We start from the raw sequence: 1,286 nt of genomic DNA, 5'->3' as shown, positions 1-1,286 counted from the left end.
GCAAAATCCTATACGGATATGAAGTTTGAGACGTTAAATTATGCTGTTGAGGATGTCCGAAAAGAAGCAAGACAAGCCGCAGCGATTGGTTTGGCAGTATCTAATTTAAGCTATGACGATACACCAGGAAAATTAAGTTTTTCATTTGGTACGGGTGTATGGCGCAGTCAATCCGCATTTGCTATTGGGGCTGGTTATATGTCTGAAAATGGAAGATTTCGCTCTAACATATCTGCAACGAGTGCTGGGGGACATTGGGGGGTAGGTGCTGGATTTAGGATAACACTGAATTAACAATAGAAAATTCGAAATAATTTTTCCTTCTCTTATCAAATGCGTTACATGTGGCATTTTAAGAGAAGGAAAGTTATTCTCAGCATAAATGAATAGCAATAGAAGATAAGGGCGTATTGCGAGTAAAAATGTATTTTTTATTGTGAAGTTTCATATGAAAAAATCATTTATCATTTCCAAAAGGAATTATTTGAGTAATCGATATTTCTTTTTAAGAGATTTTTTTCCGTATAAGAGAAATATATATTATAATAATATTATCAATGGGTGATCAATTACATGACTGTGAGCAGCAGATTAAGACAGTTTTTGGTGATGCGGAAAAATATATAGATAAATTTTTTGCTGAATCCATAGGATAATGCGATGAGTGATGTTACTAATGATAAAAAATCTTACACGGATACAAAATTTGAAGCATTAAGATATGATATTAAGATAGTTCAGAAAGAAGTAAAACAGGCGTCCTCTTTTAGTTTAGTAGTATCGAATTTAAGTTATTTTGATATCCTTTGGAGCTGGTTATATGTCAGAAGATGGAAAGATCGCTCTAATATATCTGCAATGAGTTCTGGCGGAGATTGGGGAAGAGGTGCTGGCTTAAGATTAACGCTGAATTTATGATAGTAAAGGATTATTTTAACAACATTTATTCTTATTTTATTGAAATGAGGGTGATTTTTTTACAAACGCACATTATTTATCTAGAGATAAGCATAATATTTGATGACGCTATAAACGTTGAGGTTTTATAGAAGATGTTTCTATATTTTTGTTGAAAAAAGATCACAGTAGAATCCATATTGCTAAAAAGTCATATTTTTATGTTGCTATTTTCTTGAACAGTCTATAGTGATACGGAAATGTATATTAGTAAGACTCATTTTGATAAAATAACTTTCAAAGGGGGGATAGGTAGTGCGTAAAGATAAAAGGTACATCACAAGACCGCGCATATATCATTACATGATATTTTAAAAAGAGAAAACCTA

General features: G+C 32.2%; 2 protein-coding genes. Both read left to right on the top strand.

The features are described from left to right. Nucleotides 1-294: YadA-like family protein (locus ACFIKR_RS09290; protein ID WP_375659643.1), on the top strand; the 294-nt coding region annotated here is incomplete at its 5' end. Between the two features lie 366 nt (nucleotides 295-660). After that, nucleotides 661-918 carry a hypothetical protein gene (locus ACFIKR_RS09285; protein ID WP_375659642.1) on the top strand — a complete coding sequence of 86 codons (258 nt, stop codon included), beginning with the start codon at nucleotides 661-663 and terminating at the stop codon, nucleotides 916-918. Nucleotides 919-1,286 lie beyond the last annotated feature (368 nt).

Origin of the sequence: Bartonella sp. MR30HLJHH, from assembly GCF_042194195.1 — a bacterium.
Taxonomy (GTDB): Bacteria; Pseudomonadota; Alphaproteobacteria; order Rhizobiales; family Rhizobiaceae; genus Bartonella; species Bartonella grahamii.
This window is presented reverse-complemented; position numbering and strand designations above follow the sequence as displayed.